Origin of the sequence: Nostoc sp. UIC 10630, from assembly GCF_010747425.1 — a bacterium.
Lineage (GTDB): Bacteria > Cyanobacteriota > Cyanobacteriia > Cyanobacteriales > Nostocaceae > Nostoc.
This window is the reverse complement of record NZ_JAAGOG010000098.1, coordinates 1-17,574: the sequence shown is the minus strand read 5'-3', so window position 1 is coordinate 17,574 and position 17,574 is coordinate 1. Positions and strand designations below refer to the sequence as shown.

General features: G+C 42.7%; 13 protein-coding genes. 7 read left to right on the top strand and 6 right to left on the bottom strand.

The window, feature by feature from the left end:
- Positions 1 to 20: 20 nt before the first annotated feature.
- Both G1O98_RS21305 and G1O98_RS21300 read right to left on the bottom strand, forming a co-directional pair.
- Positions 21 to 203, bottom strand: a complete 183-nt coding sequence (locus G1O98_RS21305; protein WP_012408316.1) for a hypothetical protein — start codon at positions 201 to 203, stop codon at positions 21 to 23.
- Between the two features lie 123 nt (positions 204 to 326).
- Positions 327 to 3,356 (bottom strand): UPF0182 family protein, encoded by a 3,030-nt coding sequence (locus tag G1O98_RS21300; protein ID WP_163931529.1) that lies wholly within the window; start codon positions 3,354 to 3,356, stop codon positions 327 to 329.
- An 893-nt stretch (positions 3,357 to 4,249) separates the two neighbouring features.
- Here G1O98_RS21300 and G1O98_RS21295 point away from each other — a divergent pair.
- The 3 genes from G1O98_RS21295 to G1O98_RS21285 all read left to right on the top strand — a co-directional run bounded on the left by G1O98_RS21295 (position 4,250) and on the right by G1O98_RS21285 (position 7,515).
- Positions 4,250 to 6,313, top strand: a complete 2,064-nt coding sequence (locus G1O98_RS21295) for a serine/threonine-protein kinase (RefSeq protein ID WP_163931525.1) — start codon at positions 4,250 to 4,252, stop codon at positions 6,311 to 6,313.
- 442 nt (positions 6,314 to 6,755) lie between these two features.
- Entirely contained in the window at positions 6,756 to 7,055 is a 300-nt protein-coding gene (locus G1O98_RS21290) for a WGxxGxxG family protein (protein WP_163931522.1), read from the top strand.
- Positions 7,056 to 7,320: 265 nt separating this feature from the next.
- A complete protein-coding gene (locus G1O98_RS21285; protein WP_163931519.1) occupies positions 7,321 to 7,515 on the top strand; it encodes a hypothetical protein in 195 nt (64 codons plus the stop codon).
- Between the two features lie 53 nt (positions 7,516 to 7,568).
- Here G1O98_RS21285 and G1O98_RS21280 read toward each other — a convergent pair whose 3' ends face one another.
- Positions 7,569 to 10,226 (bottom strand): chloride channel protein, encoded by a 2,658-nt coding sequence (locus G1O98_RS21280; protein WP_163931516.1) that lies wholly within the window; start codon positions 10,224 to 10,226, stop codon positions 7,569 to 7,571.
- Positions 10,227 to 10,414: 188 nt separating this feature from the next.
- Complete coding sequence (locus tag G1O98_RS21275) at positions 10,415 to 11,728, bottom strand: TldD/PmbA family protein (RefSeq protein ID WP_114080557.1); 1,314 nt, start codon at positions 11,726 to 11,728, stop codon at positions 10,415 to 10,417.
- Between G1O98_RS21275 and G1O98_RS21270 the strand changes: the two genes are divergently transcribed.
- The 3 genes from G1O98_RS21270 (at position 11,727) to G1O98_RS21260 (ending at position 15,145) form a co-directional block, all read left to right on the top strand.
- Entirely contained in the window at positions 11,727 to 11,894 is a 168-nt protein-coding gene (locus G1O98_RS21270) for a hypothetical protein (RefSeq protein ID WP_163931513.1), read from the top strand. The genes G1O98_RS21275 and G1O98_RS21270 overlap by 2 nt on opposite strands.
- A 229-nt stretch (positions 11,895 to 12,123) precedes the next feature.
- Positions 12,124 to 13,563: a TldD/PmbA family protein gene (locus G1O98_RS21265; protein WP_163931510.1), complete on the top strand. Its 1,440-nt coding sequence runs from the start codon at positions 12,124 to 12,126 to the stop codon at positions 13,561 to 13,563.
- Positions 13,564 to 13,798: 235 nt separating this feature from the next.
- Positions 13,799 to 15,145, top strand: a complete 1,347-nt coding sequence (locus G1O98_RS21260) for a TldD/PmbA family protein (RefSeq protein WP_163931507.1) — start codon at positions 13,799 to 13,801, stop codon at positions 15,143 to 15,145.
- Between the two features lie 139 nt (positions 15,146 to 15,284).
- On the opposite strand, the gene G1O98_RS21255 is transcribed toward G1O98_RS21260, so the two are convergent.
- The gene (locus G1O98_RS21255) at positions 15,285 to 15,953 is read right to left on the bottom strand and encodes a DivIVA domain-containing protein (RefSeq protein ID WP_163931504.1); all 669 of its coding nucleotides are present in this window, start codon (positions 15,951 to 15,953) and stop codon (positions 15,285 to 15,287) included.
- Entirely contained in the window at positions 15,863 to 16,414 is a 552-nt protein-coding gene (gene coaD / locus G1O98_RS21250; RefSeq protein WP_114081944.1) for a pantetheine-phosphate adenylyltransferase, read from the bottom strand. Before coaD ends, G1O98_RS21255 begins: the two co-directional genes overlap by 91 nt.
- A gap of 263 nt (positions 16,415 to 16,677) precedes the next feature.
- Between coaD and lgt the strand changes: the two genes are divergently transcribed.
- Positions 16,678 to 17,553, top strand: coding sequence for a prolipoprotein diacylglyceryl transferase (gene lgt, locus G1O98_RS21245; RefSeq protein WP_163931501.1), 876 nt, complete (start codon positions 16,678 to 16,680; stop codon positions 17,551 to 17,553).
- The last annotated feature ends 21 nt before the right edge of the window (positions 17,554 to 17,574 follow it).

The window sequence follows — 17,574 nt, the reverse complement described above, 5'->3', positions numbered from 1 at the left end:
CTAAAAATTGTAGCAGAAAGCTATTCATCTTCGTCTCCTGGCGGTCTTTCGCTCTCGCTTTGTTGAGCGTTCCACTCCAAAATAATGCGTTCCAACATCTCAGACTGCGTACAGCTATTAACATCCGCGTACATTTTAATCAACTGCCTCACTTCGGGACTAATGTGACGGATCTCTAGTTGGTTATTTTGTAGCATGTCCATTAACTTTTAGTGTCTATTACATTATGTTGAACCATTAAACTATGTCTGTTGCAATAAATTTTGTTAATGGCGATCGCTGTCTATCCCCTGCTATGTAATTATTTTTACTTTATAAATAACCTCTTAACCAGGTGGGGCTGCTTCTTCAAAGGGACGAATAATTGCAGGGGCTGGTGTAACTTCTGGTTTAAAAATTCCCTGTAAGGCTTGTTCTAAGGTTTGGGCCATGACAATCCGGTTTTCGTAAGCCACAACTACCCGCACCAGAGTTGGTAGACTATTCTGTGTGGCTTCTAGATAGATTGGCTCAACATAAAGCAGCGATTGCTCAATGGGAATTACTAATAGATTGCCTTGAATGGCTTTCGATCCTTGGCGATTCCACAGGGAAATTTGCTGAGAAATTACCGGGTCTTGGTTGATCCGCGCCTCGATTTGCTCTGTACCGTAGACCAGCCTTTCTTTTGGAAAAGTATATAACAATAACTTACCGTAATTAACACCATCCGATCGCGCCGCTAACCAAGCGATTAAATTAGTCCGTTGTCTAGGAGTATAGGGTAGAAACAGAATAAACTCTTCTGTACGAGAGGCTGCGTCAACAACAGGTGCAGTGGGTAGACTAGTAATCAAATAGTATGGCTCTACCGGACGAGTTTCACTGCCATAGATTTCATTAGGAATCTGCCACTGGTCTTCCCGATTGTAAAATACCTGGGGATCGGTCATGTGATAGGTCATCAACCGCTCAGATTGAATTTTGAAAAAATCCACCGGATAGCGGGTATGACTGCGGAGATTAACAGGCATTGTACTGAGCGGTTTAAACATTTGGGGAAATATCCCCGACCAAGTGGCAATGATTGGATCGCTCTTATCTGCAATATAAAAATTGACACTGCCGTTGTAGGCATCAATCACGACCTTAACCGAGTTACGTATGTAGTTGATACCGTCGCTGCCAGTGTCTGAATAAGGATAGCGATCGCTCGTCGTGTAGGCATCAATAATCCAGTAAAGATAACTGGGATTACTGGGGAAATCTTCATTAGCAGCAGCAGCTACTAAATAGGGATCGCTGTCAAATTTCAAAAAAGGTGCGATCGCTTGAATTCTTTGCTTGACATTTCGCCGCAGTAGCAATTTTGTCTCTGGTAAAAAGTCCTGCGTCAGCACCATCTGCCAATCTTTCAAATGCATGGCAAATAACCACCGTCGCCATACTGAACCGATTTCCACGCCACCCAGACCATCGTAAGAGTTGTAAACATTGTCACTACCACTGGGGTAGTCTAACTCTCTAACTCTTGTGCCAGTCATTACGTAGGTATTGGCTATTTCACCGTAATAAATTCGGGGTTGACCAATGGGAATGCTTTTACGAATGGCTGCACTAGAAGTTGTGAGGGCGCTACTATCATCACTAATATCTTTGACAAAATATTCTGGTAGTCCACCAGGCCCAACTGTATTAACTGGGCTAACAGTAAACCCAAAACCGTGGGTATAAATTAAATGGCGGTTAACCCATGTTTGAGCTTCCTGTGGTACAGCATTGTAGTCTAATTCTCGTGCGGCAATCAGTACCTGCCGCCGTTCTGTTGCTTCATCCGCTTCCTGCTTAGGTTCTGATGACTTTTGGGGCGTTGATGGTCGGGGTGAAGTTATATCTGTTTTCAGAGTATATCGATCAATATCGGCATCAGGGAAGCGATAATACGGCCGAATTTGTTGCAGTTGACGGTTAGTTTCTAACAGTGGTCGTTGATCCCAAAGGCGGATATTCCGAATTGTCAAGTCATTCTTTTGAATATCAACTTCAGTCAGTGTTCCTTGAGGGTTGAAGCCTGTGGAATCGATCGCTTCTAAATCGAACGCTTGACGAGTCAAGGCGATAGTCCGCTGAATGTAGGGTTGCTCTCGCTGCAACTCATTAGGTTGGACAATTAAATATTGGACTACCGTTGGTAAAACAACGTCAGCCGCTACAACTAATACTAAATAAATCCCCAAACCGTAAAATACCAAGGAACGATACCGAGATTTGGGTTTCCAGAAAAACGTTCGCCAAAGTAGGTAAAAGGCGATCGCTACTGCCACAACACATAAAAAGGTATAAGCTGGCAACTGGGCTGTCACATCTGTATAGCTAGCACCATAACTTACACCACGGCTAGAATACACAAGTTCATAGCGACTTTGCCAATAACTCAAAGCCACTACCAGCATTAATAAACCACCCATACCGAATAAATGACGCTGCTGCTGGGGCGAAAAACCAGGAAAAATCCCCTGACTTAAACTATCCGCCGACAAAAGATAAGTAAGGGTAACGGCGACGAAACCATACAAACATAATCCCATCACCCAGAGTTCTAGCAATTCCCAAAGGGGTAAAGAAAATATGTAAAAGCTGATATCTCGACCAAATAAAGGGTCAGTGCTGTTGAAAGGGGTGGGGTGGAAATATTGCAGTACCTTTGGCCAGTGTTGGAATAGGATGAATGCAAAACTGGGACTGAGTATAACCGCGATCGCAGTGAGTAAAAATTGGGGATAGATTAAGATTGCGATCGCTACTCCCCCAATTAAACCGAGATACCAAACTTGAGAGAAAATCTGCCTCAAAAGTTGCCAGATTGTCTCTGGTCGAAATAGGGCGGGAATGGGTAAAATGCCCTGATTAACTGGAGAATCCCAGTAAGAAAAAGCAATTTGACCATAGTGAACCAACATCACCCCGATCAACAAGCTTAATATCAGGCTTAGGGATAATAACCCGCGCAATCTCAATTTTTTAAAGCGTTGCGGTGTAAGTATTCGGGTTTCGTCGCGTCTTGAATAATGAGGGCTGAGAAAATTTGTTAATTCACTCGTGAGTTTTGCTTCCTCACGCCTAACTTCCTCAATCTTCAAAGACTGGGAATATTTGAGCCGTTGTGCCAAACCCAGATTTAGCAATAGATAGACAGCAGTTATCCCAGCTACTACTACCCACAAAACACCACGAGTCATCACCCTCAACAAAAATACTTGGAGGTAGCCGACTTCCTGAAACCAAAAAATCTCTGCTCCGACGCGGGAACCGAGATCCAACAGTAACCCCAGCCCCAAGAATAAAATTAATAGTCTAAAGCCCCATTTCCAGATCATTCCTTGGCAGCCAAACTATCTGCAAAGCCAAACTTACCGCATCAACGAAGGTATTTGATGCTTTCCTAAAAATTATTACTACTTTCCACGATAGCTGAATTCAACGACAGCTTAAAATTTATATCTGAAAGTCAAAGTTTAATTCACACACTTTACAAAAGAATCATGTTGTGTATAAACGTAAATAAGGCGATGTGCAACTTATTCTTATAACCCCACTTCCATTTCTCTCCCCGAAAGGTCAAGAGGCTTGATTCTTGCTCCCCAATGCTAGCTTACGGTGTACACAAATCATCTCTACAAAACGTAGATCCTCCTAAATCCTCCTTAAAAAGGAGGACTTTGAGAGGTTTTTGCCCTTTTTTAAGGGGGGTTGGGGGGATCAAAAGTTTGTGGGACAACTTTAAAAGACTTGTGTGTACAACCTAACCAACGCTAGCAGAGAAGGGACTGGGGGTTAGGTCTGAGAGAAAGTTGCACACGGCGTATTCTTTGATAGGAAATACACTCAGGCGCTAGGGCTAATTCATGTAGATGCAAAGGGGTAAGCCATTCCGGTGAACGGGTTCTTAGGCATCAAGGAACTGGGATTAGCGTACCCCTGCGCGTAGGGCTTACCGATTGCCTTACGACAAATATGATTTTAAAAATCATCCATATTTGGTATTTCCTATCAATGCGTAAGTATTATATTATTGTTCATTTTATGCAAATAAATTCTTCAAAAGGTATCGCTTAAGCACAACTTTTTTCAAATTATTTAAATTCTTCAATACCTTATGAGGTAAGGAAATTGGGGATATGTATAGGTTCTCAATGAGATTAACTAAGAACAGAGATAATACTGCATGACTTAAGATGAATATATACTCCCATTCAAATGGATTCCCAGTATGCTCTGTTGTGTGAATCCCGATTGCCAAAAACCCCTAAATCCTGATAAAAATAACTATTGCCATAGTTGTAGAGCAGAATTAATACCCCTGCTGGGAGGTCGCTATCGTCCCACTCAGGTGTTATCAGATGAGGGCGGATTTGGTAGAACCTATTTGGCAGAAGATGTACACAAGCTGAATGAATGCTGTGTTGTTAAGCAATTTGCCCCAAAACTTCAGGGAACTGGGCCACTAACAAAGGCCATTGAACTATTTAAACAAGAAGCCAGCCGATTACAAGAACTCGCCGAACATCCACAAATTCCAACTTTATTGGCTTATTTTGAGCAAAATGGCTATCTGTTTTTAGTACAACAATTTATCAATGGGCAAAACTTGCTTAAGGAACGGGAAAGGCGCGGAAACTATAGTGAAACAGAGATTCGCGAACTTTTGCTAGATTTACTGCCCGTACTGAAGTTTATCCATGTACGGGCAGTAATTCATCGGGATATCAAACCACAAAATATTATTCGTCGTCAAAGTGACGGGCGATTAGTGCTAATTGATTTTGGAGCCTCTAAGCAGCTGACAGCAACAGTGCAGACTAAAATGGGCACTGTTATTGGCTCACACGGTTACACTGCACTTGAACAGATGCAAGATGGCAAAGCTTACCCAGCCAGCGATTTATTCAGTTTAGGAGCCACTTGTTTTCATCTACTGACTGGGGTTCGTCCATCTCAACTGTGGATACAACAAGGCTATAGTTGGGTTGGATCTTGGCGACAATATTTAATCAGTCCAGGTAAAGACGGCGTTTCTGTGTCTATAGAGTTGGGTGAAGTTTTGGATAAGCTGTTGCAACTAGATATCCAAAAACGTTACCAATCGGCTGATGAAGTCATCGCTGACTTGACACCTGGGCTATCACCATTGCCATCACTGCCCGTAACTGTACTTACATCAACATTTGCATCTACTCCAGGTAACAAAAGGCCAGTTTCACCAAAACTCAATAACACGTTAAAAAGTCAACTGCTGTTAATTTCTAGCATTTCGGTATTGGGATTGGCGGGAGTTTGGTATTTCCAGACTCGTCCCCATACAATGAGCGAATATTCTCCCTCTAATTCTCCGCCTACTTCTTTGCCTATTTCTTTGCCCTCAAAAAGCGATTTTCTACCCAAAACCCTCAAGGGGCATTCCAGCGATGTGAATTCTGTAGCTTTTAGTCCTGATGGCACAACCCTTGGTAGTGCCAGTGATGATAAGACAATCAAGCTATGGAATCTGGCCAGTGGAAAGGAAATCCACACTTTAGAAGGACATTCCAATTGGATTTGGACTGTAGCCTTCAGTCCTGATAGTAAAACTCTCGCCAGTGGTAGTGCAGACAAGACAATCAAACTTTGGAATGTGGAGACAGGAAAGTTAGTCCGCACCCTAGGGGGAAATACCGACGGAGTTACTTCTGTAGCTTTCAGTCCTGATGGCAAAACTCTCGCCAGTGGTACTGCTAGTAAGGATATAAAAATCAAACTGTGGAATCTGGAGACAGGAAAGTTAATCCGCACTTTAGATGGACATACTGATGGTGTTCCATCTGTGGCTTTTAGTCCTGATGGCAAAACCCTAGCTAGTGGTAGCTGGGATAAGACAATTAAATTGTGGAATCTCAATACAGGAAAGGAAATCCGCACTTTAAAAGGAAATGCAGAGTCGATTCTTTCAGTCGCTTTTGCACCTGATGGCAAAACCCTTGCTAGTGGCAGTAAAGACAAAACAATTAAATTGTGGAATCTCAATACAGGAAAGGAAATCCGCACTTTAAAGGGACATAAAGATAAGGTTAATTCTGTTGCCTTTTTGCCCAGTGGAACTCAAAATGGCCTTACCCTTGTCAGTGGTAGCAGTGACAAGACAATTAAACTATGGAATCCTTTAACAGGTAAGGAAATTCGCACTTTAGATACAGGTTCTGGATATATTTATGCGATCGCCATCAGCCCCGATGGAGAAACTATTGCCGGTGGCGGGAGTGGTGAAAATATTCTCAAGATTTGGCAGCCGATTCACTGAAAAATACAATGATTTTTACAGCAATTGATAGATAATGCAATACAAGTTTTAGTATAAATATTAATTATGGGTATGCAGATTTGCAGCATCAAATTCCCACACAAAAATGCCAAGTAAAATCTATAAAATCATCCCGCATTTATTTATTAAGCCCATACTGACCGGAATTACTGTATTTTCTGCCTTCAATTATCAACATCTGTCATCGCTGAAGAGGTAATTTTTTCTTCTGTAATCGAGCTGTTTTTAATGCGATCGCTGGCTTCATGATTGCCTAATTTAATAGGCTCGGTAATATAATCTATACCAAAATGCTTATTTAATCGATTGCAAATGCAACTTTAAGCTGATTTATATTTGCAGCTAAAGATTGATGCTGCCGTTGTCAAAACTTAATATGCTTTAACTATTAGTTGTAACAATTCAATTGAGGAATGTGATCGTGAAACGCTTTAATGTCTCCAAAATTCTAGGAAGTACTTTTCTAGCTCTAAGTTTGGCTACCTTACCCACAATTATGCCTGCTTCTGCTCAGACAACAACAGCTCCTGATGGTACTGCTACAAACACTACTACAGACCGCGCTGCTACCGATGGAAATTATCAAGATGGGGATTGGGGTTTGTTAGGCTTGCTCGGTTTATTTGGTTTATTGGGTCGCAAGAACCGCAAAGCTGATGATAATGTAGCTTATCGTGATCCTAATGTGGTCGGTTCCCCTGGCTCCCGTTCTAACTATTAATAATAAGTTGCATTCTAATTTTGCGTAATTCTTAAAAATTATTACGGGTAAAGCCTGCATCAGCAGGCTTTATTTGTATGTTTAAATAGCTCCAACCCTTGGGGAGTAAAAATGGATCAAGTTTCCTTGGTTCAGTTGTTAATTAGGGAACTTCCAAAATATAAAATTGGCGAAAAAAACAGCGCCATGACACTTCTAATTTTAGCCATTTTCGTGCAAACTTAGTAAAGTTAGTTAGTGGTCATTAGTTGTAATTTAAATAAAAATGGAAGATTCAGTATTTATTATATTTCTTTCCTTTGGGTTTATTTGGGTTTTGATGGGAGTTGTAGGTTGGATTGCGTTTCTAAAATCTGAGGGTGAAGAAATTAAGTTTGGTAAATGGGGACTGATAGTTGCTATTCCAATCTTAATTCCAATAATTTTTACTTTGATTATTGGTGTTCTTTATCATAGATAAAGAAAGTAATTATATCGTAATATTTATGTCAATTGCAGGTAAGCCTAAGTAGTTCACTTGTGAATTGCACCCCTGACCAAAATCACTGTACTTTCTACACCAGAGGCGATCGCTTCTGGAATATTACCTTGAATTGCCTGCTGCAATAATCCCTCGCGGGAAGCTCCCAAAACTACAACATCGTAACCTTCGGTTTTCACTAGGTTAATCACACCTTCAGCTACTGAATCAGCTTGCACTGGGAGCGCAACTACACTACTAGATAATTTTCGCCGCCGCATCAACTGACGGATGGCTTGTTCTGAAATTGACATATCCGGCTTGAGTTCAGATGGATTAAACACCTGTGTCAAGCGAATTTGCGGATCATTTCCCAATGTAATTAAAGCAGGTAACAACTTAATCGCTAGGGGGGAATTGGGACCACCAGCCATTGGAACTAGCCAACGGTTAAAGGAGTGCTGAGTGGGGAGTGGGGAAGGTGGGGCCCCCTCTGGGGATAAGGGGTAATGGGGAGTAGTGCCTAATTTTACTAACACGACTTCGCAGGTGGCTTGGCGAATTATGTTGTCTACAACGCTGCCAAAAATCCGACCAGGGGTAGATGTGTTACCTTTCCATCCCATTAAAATCAGGTCGATGTGTTGTTCGTTGATTGTCTCTAAAATTGCTTGGGCGACATCGTGGGTAACTCGAATCTGCGTGTGCAAGGGGATTTTCCACTTTTTTGCTAAGACTTCCGCCTGTCTGAGCAAGCGGCGACTTTTTGCCGTTCTTACCTGTGTTTCTGATGGAGAACTGTGGCGGGGTATGAGCATAACTTGCACACAATCTATTTCATAATGGCGATCGCGGGCAATAGCTGCTGCCATTTGTAATAAAATACCTGCGGTTTCGGGATTAGCTACTGGTACTAATAATCTACCGCTACCAGTGCTAGGCGATCGCGTTTGGTAAACTATGTATGAAGGTTCTGGTTGCAGCTTAGGAGTTCCATTTCCACAATTGAGATGATCTGCTTCTGCCCGAATAATATCTGCACGGGTAATAATCCCGATCAGTTTCCGTCCATTCACCACTGGTAAGCGACTGATTTGATAACGATCGAGTAAATATAATACATTGCCCAGAGTGTGAGTTGGTGTTACTGTCATCGGGACAGGTGTCATAATTTCTTTTAAAAAAATATCGGCTAAATTGCGATCGCGAAGTGCATGGTTTGCACTCTCCCGTATTTTCAGTAAATCTGATTGCGTCACAATTCCTACTAACTTGCTATCTTCTACCACAGGAAAACCGCGATGATGGGAACGAGCAAAGGACTGCATTGCTTCTTCTAAGCTCATCTCTGCATCCAGAGTTTCCACTCGTTCTTGCATCACATCTTTTGCAGTTAACTTGGTTAATGCTCCCTCCATCGGAACTTGTTTGGTGAGAGCAATTCCTTTTAACTCCAAAAGTTTCTCATAAAGCGAACCAGGGACTACCTTATCCGCAACCAGATAAGCTGCTACAGAAACAATCATTAAAGGTAGTACCAGATTGAAATCTGTAGTCATTTCAAACACAATCACAATTGCTGTGATTGGCACTTTGGAAACGGCGCTAAAAAATCCCCCCATCCCCGCTAAGGCGTAAGTAGTCGGAGAACCAACTCCAGTGATATATAACTCAGCTACACCGATGATATGTCCTAAACAAGAACCCAAAATCAGACTGGGAGCGAATAACCCCCCCGGCGCTCCCGAACCAAATGCTATGAGTGTGAGAATGAATTGGGCGGTAAAGGCGATCGCTGCTACTGTAGGTTGTGAACCTCCAGTAATTAAGGACTCCCGTAATCCTGTATTATCCCGGAACGATGGAGGGAGCATAGCCACGACAACACCAGAGATAAATCCAGCTAAAGCCACCCGCAGGGGTAAGCTGATGTGTAATCTTCTATAAAATTTAATACTAAATATTAAGCCGCTATTAAACAATGCACCCAACAACCCTGCCAAGATACCTAACAGTACAAAAAAGGGAATTTCTGGGATAGAAAATTGGCTGGAAGATTGCGTTAATTGCAGGTTCAGGTCAAGAGAGCCACCACCTAAGAGGCGGGATATCACCCCACCAATAAAAGAGGCGATAATGGCAGTTCCCAGAGTCAATCCTGATAAATCTTGGAGTAACTCTTCAACAATAAATAATACACCTGCGATCGGAGCATTGAAAGCAGCAGCCAAACCCGCACCCGCTCCTGCTGCAATCATTTGCCGTCGATGATCGGGGGAAGTGGGAACCCAACGACTCATCCCTGCTGCCAAACCTGCCCCTACTTGGACAGTAGGGCCTTGCCGTCCTAGAGTCATGCCTGAACCGATGGCGATGATAGCGCTGAGTAACTTTACACCTGCGACTCGCCAAGATAAATTCACAGGCACATTTGCCAGAGAAGCTTTGACTTGCGGAATACCGCTACCAGCAGCCTCTGGTGCCAATCTATCCACCATCCATCCAGCGAGAAATCCCAGGACAAGACCAATTACAGGTAATACCAGCCATGCTGGAAAAAGGTGGGTTGTATGCACTCGCCATGTCCCCAGCCATCCCGATCCTACTTTCAGGAATACCGCAGATAGGGCAGCAACCAAACCGATAACACAAGCCTCGGCGATCGCTAAACCTCTTCTAGGCTGCCACCAGGTGCGAAAACGCTGATTCATACCAATTTTTGATTTTAAATTTTGGATTACAAATCTTTCCTAAAAAGCTGTTTAGTGGAATCTTAGAGGATGGTTTAAAAGTCTATCTCAAGGTCCAGATCCCCGACTTCTTAAAGAAGTCGGGGATCTTGTTATTCATAAATAATTTAGGATCGCTGTACAAAAGTACTCTCCCAATTACGAATTATTTAATTGCTTCTCCCCGTGGTGGATAGCCCTTCTACTATCAGAGATGGAGTATAACAAGAACCATTCCAGTCACCATCATTGCCCAGTGCAACCAATTGCTTCAGGGCTGTGTAAACATTACCTGCAACCATAGTATCCTTAACGCGCCCAATTACTTGACCATTTTGGACGCGGTAGCCTAAATCGACATTGATCGAAAAATCTCCAGAAATACTGCCACCATCACCAAGCATTTGATCCACAATCAAGCCATCATCTAGTTGTTGAATCAAATCTGGTAACGATGCCGAACCTGGCTGAATTAGAAAATTAAATAAACCAGGGGTGGGATAGCTACCCAAACCAGGGCGAAAACCATTTCCAGTAGTGTCAGTACCCAGTTGGCGACCGGTGGTGCGATCACCATAAAAATGCTGTAAAATTCCGTTTTGGATAAATACTAAAGATTGAGTCGGAGTACCTTCATCATCAAAAGGGCAACTGTAAGGGCCAGCTTCTGGATCTTGGTAGAGAGTGAGACTGGGGGCAACAACTGGGTTCCCTAAACGTTCTGCCCAAGGTGAAGATACTTCTAAGACTTGCTTGCCATTCAAAGCGGCTTGCACAGTACCCCAAAGCATATCAGCAGCTTTAGAAGTGAACAAAATCGGGACACGACCAGTAGGGGGTGAGACATTTTCTCTGGCCCAAATTAGCCGTTGTAAAATTTGGTTAGCTAATCTTTCAGGGTGAAGTTCCCCCCGCTTGGTTTGACCATCAGCAACACTTAAAAAATCATCACCACGTACCCATTCTGCTGATACATAGCAGTTGAGGGTAGTATCAGTGTAGTAACAATCTAAACCTTTAGTGTTGACTATTCTGGTAGTTTCAATATCACATTCCCAGTCACCATTGCACACAACATCGGGATAGACATCGCGGATGAGTGCGATCGCTTCTTTGCCCCAGTCTACCAAAATCTCTATCGGTACACTTTCTCCTAAATCTGGGTAGGAGGGCTGAAAGTTAGAGCCTAATTCTACAGTTTCCGGTTCATTCAGGTGACTTAATGCCAGAGCTTTTTCCACCATCACTTCGGCTAAGACAGAACCGTAAGCCACCGTCAGCCCCGGACGACCGTTTCGCCAAAGCCGTAGTGCTGTGCCTTCAGATTGGTTGGTTTCTAGCTGTTTGAGCCGGTTTGCCTCAAAAAACACTGGACGAGAAAGCGATCGCGACTGATACACCTCAGCAGCTTCTGCTCCAGATTTTATAGCTAGTTCCAGCAACTGTTCGGCTAGTGTATCTTGTGACAAATTTTCAGAACCCATGACCCTTAGTGAATTGTGGATTTTGAACCGCATATCAGCGCACCTTGGAGAAAGGGCGATCGCTAAAAACCAACGATCGGGCTTTCTGCCGATGGACGCAGATAACTATCCAAAAATCATCAGCGTTTCCTTACAGTTACGATTTAGAACCGCAGATCAAAACTGATGGACGCAGTTAATTATCCCAAATCATTGTCATGTCTCAACGGATCTAGTCATTTGTCATTGGTCATTGGTCATTTGTCATTGGTCATTGGTCATTTGTCATTGGTCATTGGTCATTTGTCATTGATCATTAGTCCCCATTCCTACTTGCCCTGAGCGAAGCCGTTCGCGTAGCGTCTCGCAGAGAAGGGATTCCAATTCCCCATTCCCCAATCCCCATTCCTTAAATTATGTGGTCTGAACTTAAAAAAGCGATCGCTAGTTTCGACATTCCTGCTGATTGGATCGGTATCAGAGCCGTAAAGGAGACTTCTACAAGCCGTTCAGTCCGTGACGGCTTACCCCAGGCAAATGGCAAATCCTTCACTGTTGGAGCCATGCTGGAAGTTTTGGTCAACGGCTGTCTGGGTTATGCAGCTACTAACTCTCTGGAACCGTCTTCCCTAGAAGCTGCTGCCCAAACAGCCTATAAACAGGCACTAGCAGCCAGTGAATGGTGGATACATCCCTTTCGTGAAAGTGAGCGCCCGAAAGTCGTTGGTGAATATAAATCTCCATTCCTTGAACCTTTTGATGCTTTGAGTCCTGGAGAAATCAACGATTTACTGGTTCGTATTTGCCAAACGCTGAAAGTTGACGACAAGATTGTGCAAACCATAGCCGGGGCTAGCACCATTGAGAGAGAGTCTTGGTTTGTTAGCAGTAATGGTTCAGAAGTTTATCAAAAAATTCTATCTATAGCTACTCATTACGGAGCCACCGCCCAAGATGGGTCAATTGTACAGCAGCGCAGCAACAACGGCTCCCAAGCAAACTGTTACCAAGGCGGACTCGAACTATTAAAACAAGAAAACTTATGGCATCGGGTGCGGCAAATTGGCGAACAAGCAGTAGAACTCTTGACAGCAGAAGAATGCCCAACTACCCGTACCAATTTAGTTTTAGCCCCAGATCAAATGATGCTGCAAATCCATGAAAGTGTCGGGCATCCCCTAGAAATTGACCGAATTTTGGGAGATGAGCGTAACTATGCTGGGGGCAGCTTCGTTAATAAAAGTGATTTTGGCAACCTAGTATATGGTTCGCCACTGATGAACATTACTTTTGATCCCACCGTGGCTGGTGAATTTGCTAGCTATGGCTTTGATGATACTGGTGCTGTAGCAACGCGGGAATATTTGGTCAAAGAAGGAGTACTTCAACGGGGTTTGGGCAGTCTAGAGAGTCAAGCTAGAGCGGGTGTATCAGGAGTAGCCTGTGCGCGTGCTTCTTCATGGAATCGACCAGCGATCGATCGCATGGGTAACTTAAATTTAGAGCCTCTGAACGCTAGCTTTGAAGACATTATTAGCGGCATAGAACACGGCGTTTACATGGAATCTAACCGATCTTGGTCAATTGACGATCGCCGTTACAAATTCCAATTTGGTTGCGAGTACGCTAAATTAATTGAAAATGGTAAACTCACTAAAACCCTCCGCAATCCTAACTATCGCGCTACAACACCAGAATTTTGGCATAGCTTAATCCAAGTAGGAAATGCTGAAAACTGGCAAATGTATGGTACTCCTTATTGCGGTAAAGGAGAACCAAATCAGGCCATTTGGGTAGGACATGGTTCCCCTGTTTGTGTATTTGCAAATGTCGAAGTTTTTGGTGGAGGAAGTTGAAAAAGTTAATAGTTAGGAGTGAATAGTTGGTACTTAAGTAGTTAGGCATAATTAAATATAAAATAAAATTCTAGTTCGTAGTGAGCGATTTATCGCTCAGAACAATTATGATGAGGACTAAATTCCTTACTACAAGCTTTAATTTATTTACGCCTAGCTACTTAGGAGTTTTGAGGTCAAAAACTCTTCAACTCCTAACTTTCCCCGGCTTATTCCCTATTAATATTTAATATCCATGAAAATTGAGGAATTATCTGCGTTAGAAGTCAGCTTTAATCGACTGGTTGAAACTCTGCTTATAAAAAAAGCAGAAAATGAACAATTCACCGTCAAACTCAGTAGTGAAAGAAGTCAATTCACTCGTTTCAATCATGCGAAAGTGCGACAAACTGGTTGTGTCGCTGATGGGTGGATTGAACTGACTCTGATGGCAGAGCAACGCAGTAGTGTTAGGCAGTTTCCCTTTACTGGAAATTGGGAGTTGGACTGGCAATTAGCATATTCTGCTTTGCAGGAATTACGCGACGAACTGATTCTATTACCCATCGATCCATATCTAGTTTTACCATCAGGAACTAATACCAGTCGTGAAGTACATTCTGGAAATTTATTGGCAGAAGAAGCAGTAGTATCAAGTGTATTAGAACAAGTTAATGAATTAGATTTTACTGGTATATATGCTGGAGGAATAGTAATTAAAGGTTATGGTGATTCCAGTGGTCAAAAACACTGGTTTGCTACTGATTCTTTTACCTTAGATTATTCTTTATTTTCCGCTTCTGGGCAAGCAGTTAAGGGAACATTTGCAGGAAGTGATTGGAATAAATCTGCTTATATAGCCAAAATTAGCGAAGCTAAAAAACAACTCGAATTGCTTGCTCGTCCATGTAAAGAACTGCCACGAGGACAATACAAAACTTATTTTGCACCTGCTGCTGTTGCAGATTTATTAGTCATGCTTTCTTGGGGAGCTATCAGCGAAGCTGATATCCAACAAGGAAATAGTGCTTTAGCTGCTTTATCGCGTCAAGAAAAACAGCTTTCGCCAGCATTTAGTTTGAAAGAAAACTTTCAGCGCGGATTAGTACCCCGATTTAATGAATTGGGAGAAATGGCAGCACCGGAGTTACCTGTAATAGAAAAAGGACGTTTGGTAAACACTCTGGTTAATTCTCGCACTGCTAAGGAATATCAAAAAACTGCCAATGGTGCTAATGGTTCAGAGACTCTCCGTGCACCAGAAATCAGTTCAGGAAATTTAGTATTTGAACAGATTCTTCCAAGATTGGATACAGGATTGTATCTATCAAATTTGCATTACTTAAATTGGAGCGATCGCCAAACTGGTAGAATCACAGGTATGACCCGTTATGCTTGTTTTTGGGTGGAAAACGGAGAAATTATTGCTCCCATTGAAAACTTACGTTTTGATGAAAGTCTCTATCGCTTCTGGGGAGAAAACCTAGTAGATTTGACCGATTTTCAAGAATTTATTCCCGAAGTAGGCACTTATGATAGTCGCCAACTAGGAGGTAGTTTAGTTCCCGGTATGCTGGTAGAAGATTTTACCTACACCCTATAATCAGGTATTAATTGCATTTTTGATGAATTTTAAACATAAATATCGCAATCATATTTGATTTGTGAGAATTGCAAAAATTGTTGGGTTAAGCAATAGCGAAACCCAACTTAGAATTTTTCCTCATCTCTTGTTAGAACCTCTATCTTTTTTTACCGGGAGGTGAATTGCGCTGCGTGAGGTTATCAATTTGCAATTGTTGTCGTCCGTTGGTGACAATTCGCAACATATCTTTGAGATCCTGTTCGATATTGCCCAAAATGCCATCAGCATATTGATCGGCACCATCTTCAATATCTTGAGCCTGAGCGATCGCAGTTTGTCGCATTTGCTCTAATTCTTGCTGACAAGCATACCGCTTGCGCTCAATCTCGGTGAGGGTTTCTTGCATTATTCCCTCACACTCTTGTTGCACTTGTCGCCGCAGTTGTTCAGCTTCTTGTTCAGCCTGTTGAATAATATCGCTTTCAGCTAAGATTTGCGCTCTTTTTGCTTGCGCGGCTTCAACAACCTGTTGTCCATACTCTTCCGCTTCTAACAGAATTTCATCCTTTTGCTCAAGGATGGCTGCTGCTTCTTGAAAAAGCGATGGTAAAGCAAGCCGGATGTAATCAAGCTGTTCCAGCAGCTTTTCTTCATCTATGAGAGTGCGTCCCGTCAGAGGAATCCTGAGACTAGAGAGAACTATTTCCTCTAGGCGGTTGAGTTCCTGCTGAATATCTATGCTTCCCTCTCCACCGACATATTCTTCAGGGGGGGGATTGCTTCCGTTGAGATTGGGTTCAACATTGGAGAGTTGTGATTGTAGCATTGGTATATATCTAGGGCAATGTGTGGGGGAACGAGATGATCGATAGAGCCGCCAAACCTTGCAATCTCTCTTACCACACTACTACTTAAAAAACTATACTCATTTGAGGTTGCTAGAAAAACTGTTTCTATTTGGGTAGAAAGAGTTTTATTGGTGTGAGCCATTTGCAGTTCCACTTCAAAATCTGACACAGCCCGTAAACCCCGAAGCAAAACTTGTGCGTGTCGCATTTGGGCATAGTTTACGGTAAGACCATCAAAACTGTCTACTTCTACATTAGGTAGATGTTGTGTAGAAAGACGGATCTGCTCTAACCGTTGCTGCACGCTAAAAAGTGGCGTTTTGTTTGGGTTCCGCAGTACAGCGACAATTACCCGCTCAAACAGGCGACTACCGCGCTGAATGAGGTCAAGGTGTCCCAGGGTGATGGGGTCGAAGCTACCAGGATAAATAGCAATCACAATTTTAGATATATCAAAGTTGTTTAGGTGATTATATCGAAACTCTTTTGTGTAACTTACTCAAATCTACCATCTTGTGCTCTGAGCAAGAATGCTAAACTCAATTGTTTTTGTGACACAAGTTATGCTCAACTAGGCGTTAGGAATTAGACTCCTAAATATGGATGCTGGATTTTAAGTGTAGTTTCAGTATTCGAAATGTAAAAAACTCCGTACTTAGCAAAGTGCGCGGGTAGTTAACAAACTTTTCTAGGTAATTTCTCATGGCACTGGATTTTTCCACCTTGCCCTTGGCGTTTCAATTTACTTCTCCAGGACCTATTCTGGTGAAATTAGGGCCACTAAGTATCCGATGGTATGGCTTATTGATTGCCACAGCAGTTTTAATTGGCGTAATCCTTTCTCAAGAATTGGCAAAGCGCCGTAATGTTAATCCTGAGTTGCTAGGCGATTTGTTTTTTTGGTTGTTGATTGGGGCAATTCCCGGCGCACGGCTATATTATGTTTTCTTTGAATGGTCAAAATATGCCCCAACTCCAGGAAAAATCTTTGCTATCTGGGAAGGAGGTATTGCCATTCACGGAGCAATTATTGGTGGCGTTTTGGCTGCGTTAATCTTTGCCAAAATCAAGCAGGTTTCTTTCTGGCAACTGGCAGATTTAGTAGCGCCTTCGCTGATTTTAGGGCAGGCGATCGGACGTTGGGGCAATTTCTTTAATTCTGAAGCTTTTGGCGATCCTACTGATTTACCCTGGAAGCTGTATATTCCACCAGACCATCGTCCTTTAGAATTTGCTAGTTTCGATTACTTCCATCCCACCTTTTTGTATGAATCTCTGTGGGATTTAATGGTGTTTACGCTACTCATAACGTTGTTTTTCCGGTCTTTATCCGGTAAGCCACGTTTAAAGGTAGGCACTCTGTTTTTAGTTTACTGGCCAGCCTACAGCTTAGGACGCTTATGGATTGAAGGTTTCCGTACTGATAGCTTGATGCTGGGGCCATTACGAATGGCACAAGTAGTCAGCAGTCTAGGAATTTTATTTGGATTAGTTGGATTAGCTTGGCTTTACTTACTCAAACGCCCTTTACCCGATGTAGTGCCTACTCCCAAGGGAAATGGAGAGATGAGGGGATGAGGGAGCAGGGGAGGCAGGGGG